This window comes from Syntrophorhabdaceae bacterium (genome assembly GCA_028713955.1).
Classification (GTDB): Bacteria; Desulfobacterota; Syntrophorhabdia; order Syntrophorhabdales; family Syntrophorhabdaceae; genus UBA5609.
Genome location: JAQTNJ010000224.1, coordinates 1 through 5,210 on the forward strand (window position 1 = coordinate 1; position 5,210 = coordinate 5,210).

Genomic DNA, 5,210 nt, shown 5'->3' on the forward strand with positions numbered 1-5,210 from the left:
TCTTCGGCGAGGGAGATGTCAATGCGCGATTGGTCTTTGTCGGTGAAGCGCCGGGAGAGGAAGAGGATATCCAGGGAAGACCATTTGTAGGGAGAGCGGGCAAGCTCCTCGACCAGCTTATCGAGAGAATCGGCCTTGGCAGAAGCGATGTCTATATCTGTAACGTCCTGAAATGCAGGCCGCCGGGCAACAGGGACCCCGAGGAGCGGGAACGGGAGTTATGCAAGGAATATCTCTTTACGCAGCTTGAGCTCATCAATCCGAAGATCATCTGCACTCTTGGCCGCCATGCCTACAATACGCTGCTTGGCGTTGACGAGCGGATCACCAGGGTCCGGGGCGTGTTGACGAGCTATCGCGGAACACCCCTGCTTCCTACGTATCATCCATCGTTTCTTCTGCGCAACCAGGGCAAGATCAAGGAGGCCTGGGAAGACATGGAAAAACTGAAACAACTCCTGAGAGAATAAAAACCACGCCTTAACTTCCTGAAGGCATACAAACGAACATCGACTTCTCCCTGAAGCTGAGCTACCAACAATACAGCACGGTTTGGGTACCCTGCTTTTTACCTCCCGCCTTTTCGTTCCATCCTGGGTGCCGCCTCCCTGGATGGCACATCCCTGTTTGCCGCGTATGCCTGCATGCTCTCCTTCTTCGGCGATTGGGCCTGGACTGTTACCGAAGGGGCCTTGGCGGGCGGCTGTGTTTGCGGTGCAACTGAGCGAGCTTTTGTCGCCGGCTGTGTTTTCGGTGTCACTGCAGGAGACCCTGCGGCAGGGAGCGTTCGGGACGTCGCCGGCGAGGTCTGCACTCTCATGGATGTTGCCGACTTCTGTTGCGCCCTCTGAGATGTTGCCGGCGGAGCCTGAACCCTTTGTGGCGCTACTGTCGGAGCCTGCACCTTGATTTGAGGGGATGATGGTCTTACCTGCTGCTGACGGGCAGAGATTTGAGAAGTATTTTTTGCCACGCCCGTTTTCCGTGTCGACATATCGGCGAAACGAGCAGGTACGGACGACTGCACCTGTTTTGCTGCCCCGGGAACACGCTGCTGTTCAGCGTTCATTGTTAATTGCTGCCGGGTAGCAGGGACAGGGGAAGACTTATTCCCCGTGTCGCTTTTTTGCGACTCTGTCCTTGTGGTGCGCGCGGACGCGGGTTGCCCTGTTGCGGGCGGGGTTTCTTTTACTGTATTCCTTACCTGCTTTCTGTTTCTTAATTCAGCGAGCCGCCTTGTCCTCTCCTCGGGCGTCACCTGCGATATCCTTTGCATGGGCTGGTTTCCCGTTGCAGGTCTTTCCTGACGCATCCCTGATGGAATATTATTCTTTTGCTGAGGTGCATCAACCTTTTTCCCGTTCATCTGCCCGATCTGGCTCGCTGTGCCGGATGGTTTCGCTGTGGTATTCGTCCGGTTTCGGATCTGTGTTGCGGGATTATCCTTTCTGAATGTCTTCATTTCCTGATTAGCGATCCTTGACGGCGGCCGGTTTGCCTGCGGTATATCTTTGATGACAGGCATGAAGGTTGCCTTTTCCGGCTTTATTTCCGGAGCACCCATGATCCTCTTTTCTTTCAGAAAAATATTTTCATTTGTGGTCATCTTCACCGGCCTGCCGGTTATGAAGGTATCCCGATGCAGCGTGGTGACGGCGTGATCCACGTGTACGTTTTTATACACGGTACGGCTCATCGTAATGTTCTGTATGGTTACATTTTTTACATTGACGCTGTGAGGACCATAACTGCCATGACCATAGTATATCTCTCCCGGCGCAAGTGGCACCCATGATACATATGTTGGGGTATAGACCCACCCAACATACCCCGGACCCCAGTATGCAAAACCTCTGCGAGGGGGTACCCAGCACCATCCTCTTTTGTTGATGAATGCCCATCTGCCATAATGATATGGCGCCCATCCCCACGGTTCATAGGATATCCATACGTAATTACCACGCATCCACACCCACCGGCCGACCTTGTAAGGAGACCAGTTTTGCACGACTACGACCGTCGGTGTCCAGACATAGCCGTATTCCTGCTCGTATACCCATTGGCCGTTTCTCCCGAGGTCATAGGAATAAGATCTAAGCTCATCAGGAAGATATGCGGTTGCATTACCTGATTCAGGCGTGGAGAATTCGCGATCCCTCTGTTTGTTCCATTGTTCCCATTCATCTGCCGCGACGAGTTTTGCGAGGACCGGGTATTGGGCGTTTTTCCCCAGGACTATCCTTTCTCCGGCACTGATCTTCATCTGCCCCTTGCCGAGGTCTGCGTATAGTTCGCCCTGGAAAACAGAGGCAATGGAGTCTTCGTTCTCCGGCACGTCGATCCTGAAAACAGAACGCGCATATGCGCTGAAAGATGCCGTCGGGGTTTCAAAAACAACAGTGTTCCCTTTTCCGACGATTACATTTCCATATACCCGCCCCGTACCCAGATAAAACCTGGCAGGTTTATCCCCTGATGCGAGTATCTCCAGATATGTATCCCTGTCGAACCGGACAACCGTACCGTTTTTGAGGAACAGCTCTGCCCTTCCGTTATCAGGAACCCAGATTTGATCATTGTCTGTTAAGGGCATATTGATCGATGCGGGCAGCCATTCCTTTGCATCTTCTGTTTTTACCTGTACATCTCCTTCCAGAAATCTCAGGTAAATATTTCCGGGATCAGCAGTATGTCCCGGTGAAGGAAGTGCGATTGCGCATACTATACAAAGCAAAGCTATATAATATTTCATGTATCGCCTCCTGTCTGCATTCTTCATACCTGTATAATAGCAATACACGTGCCAGCGCCTCATCTTTCTCTAATACATTGATAATAAACGGTATTGTTAAACATTGATTTTCATTGCAGGAAATATTTGTCGAAAAAAACCTGTTGAGGCGACAATTATGTCTAATACCAACTTACAATCAGCATGATAGTTTGTGAATAACCAATACATCATTAAAGAGCATCTGTGTCGGGCTTTCCCGTAGCAAACCGTCGTGAGGCGAGGAAGCTCGGTCTTTTGCGTAGCAAAAGTTACGAAGCCGAACGCGAGCGATTGGAGCCGCTGGAGCGGAATGAGCGTGTTTGCGGGGAAAGTCTGGCACCGATGCTTGTCCTATTGGTATGAGCTACTTTAAGAGTTTTGCGGTTACCGCCTCCAGCGCATCCTTCCTGACGGCCACCGGATAAAGCGCAACGAGCAACACGCAGATGAAACAGGGCAAGGAAAAAAGTGCGAAAAACTGACCGACACTGAAACCGGCCATCTGGATTGCGCCTCCTATGATCGGCCCGCTGATTGATCCCACTCTGCCCACAGCGTACGCCCATCCGGCGCCAGTTGAACGGATGTGCGTCGGATATGTCTCACCAGCTACCACATGGAGCGCCACGGGGACACTTACTACAAAGATGCCGGTGGCCAATCCGGCAGCGTAGAGGGCCGCTTCGGAGGTCACAGCCCCAAACCAGAGGATGGACAACCCTCCGAGGAAATAGGTCAGGCAGAGGCCCCGTTTCCGGCCAAATACATCCAGGATGCAACCGAGAAGAAATCCACCTATTGAAGATCCGATGCCCTGTACAATCCCGTAGCTGAAACTTTTTGCCAGCGAAAAACCCGCATTGGAAAGGAGTGACGGCAGCCAGGTAGACAATCCGTAAATGGCGAGAAAGTTAAAGAGGTAGCTGCCCCACACCAGTACGGTCATGCCTCTCAGACCAGGACGGAAAAGTTCCCTTAGTCTGGCCTTAGACTCTGTGCCTGACTGCGCGAAGTTATCAGGCTTCCAGTCCTTTGGCTCGAAACGGGCAATCCTTTCTATCCTCTGTATCTCCCTGAGCGCGTCATTATAACGCATCTTGTTGGCAAGAAAGCGAACCGACTCAGGCAGGTAAAGATGTAACATGGGGAGCAAGAAAATGGGCAGAAACCCAATGAGGAGAACCACGCGCCACCCGAAACCGGGTATCAGTGCTGTGGCAACAAGACCCGCTACCGCCCACCCGAGCGTAAAACCGCCGGCCGATGCCGTAAGAAGCCTTGCCCTGATCCCGGAAGGAGCAAACTCTGAAAGTATGGTTACCGTGAGAGGTACGGCCCCACCAATCCCCAGACCCGCGAGGAGACGCAGCAGACAAAACACCTCATAGTTGGGAGCCAAATAGGCGGCGCTGCTGAAAACAGACAAAGAGGCAACGGCCAGCATGATAGTTTTCTTTCTCCCCAGGCGATCTGATGCCATCCCGAACCCGACGGCGCCCAACATGAGACCGAAATGACTGGCCGATATCATGGTACCTGCTGCAAGTGGCGTAAGGCGCCACTCTTTGAGCGCGAGAGGCACCACGTATGCAATAATTTGTGAATTGTATCCCGCAGAGATGAATATCAGACCTGTGAGAATTGTTAGTCCTGTGTGGAAGCGGCTGAATTTCAGTTTATCGAGCCAATCAAAAACCGGGGTCGTCGGGTTCACGTCGTCTGTCCCTTCCTCTCTTTCTGCCCAACAATAGGATCGTTGCCAAGCGTAATCCAATACGATGCGGACAGCAACCCCTGCTAACTAAAGGCGTGCCATCCGCACCTGATTGTATTGCTCAGCTTGCTTTGATGACCCTTTTTGCCTTCCCTTCAAACCTCGGCAAACTCCCCGGCGCAACCAACTCGATGTCAGCGGTAATCTTTATATTGTAGACGATACTTTCCGATAATTGCTTTACAGCGTTTTTTACCTGTTCGTCGGATATCTCTGATGATGCCGGCTCTACCCGTATGGTCATTCTTTTCCCGGACCCTTGTTTGGGGATAATCAATTGGTACTCGTTAGAAAATGTCGGTATTCCCCTGACGAAATTCTCGATCGCTGAAGGGAAGATATTCACCCCGCCAAAGGTAAACATATCATCGGCCCTTCCTAATACGCCGCCATTCATCCGCAGGAACGTCCTTCCGCAACCGCATTTCTTATAATTGAACCGTACGAGGTCTTTTGTCTTATAACGTATAAGAGGCTCACTCTCGCAGAAAAGATTGGATAGCACGAGCTCACCGACCTCACCTTCAGCCGCCGGTTTACCGGTCTCTGTATCGAGAGATTCAGGTAGAAACATGCCTTCATTCATGTGGGTTCCTTTCTGCATGACGCACTCGTATCCGAAATTCGTTATCTCTGTACTCCCTATATCGTCGTAATTTTTTG

General features: G+C 51.7%; 4 protein-coding genes. 1 reads left to right on the top strand and 3 read right to left on the bottom strand.

The genetic code is table 11. The features are described from left to right. The coding region (locus tag PHU49_14295) for a uracil-DNA glycosylase (GenBank protein MDD5245175.1) at positions 1-470 on the top strand (470 nt) is incomplete at its 5' end. 98 nt (positions 471-568) lie between these two features. Here PHU49_14295 and PHU49_14300 read toward each other — a convergent pair. The 3 genes from PHU49_14300 to PHU49_14310 all read right to left on the bottom strand — a co-directional run. Continuing rightward, entirely contained in the window at positions 569-2,752 is a 2,184-nt protein-coding gene (locus PHU49_14300; protein ID MDD5245176.1) for a FecR domain-containing protein, read from the bottom strand. A 385-nt stretch (positions 2,753-3,137) separates the two neighbouring features. Beyond that, positions 3,138-4,487: an MFS transporter gene (locus PHU49_14305; GenBank protein ID MDD5245177.1), complete on the bottom strand. Its 1,350-nt coding sequence runs from the start codon at positions 4,485-4,487 to the stop codon at positions 3,138-3,140. Between the two features lie 121 nt (positions 4,488-4,608). Further along, a partial coding sequence (locus PHU49_14310; protein ID MDD5245178.1) for a hypothetical protein occupies positions 4,609-5,210 on the bottom strand: 602 nt, incomplete at its 5' end.

What these genes read in the sequence shown, in the direction of transcription:
- PHU49_14300 (MDD5245176.1), bottom strand. Translation starts at nt 2,752, where the DNA reads ATGAAATATTATATAGCTTTGCTTTGTATAGTATGCGCAATCGCACTT.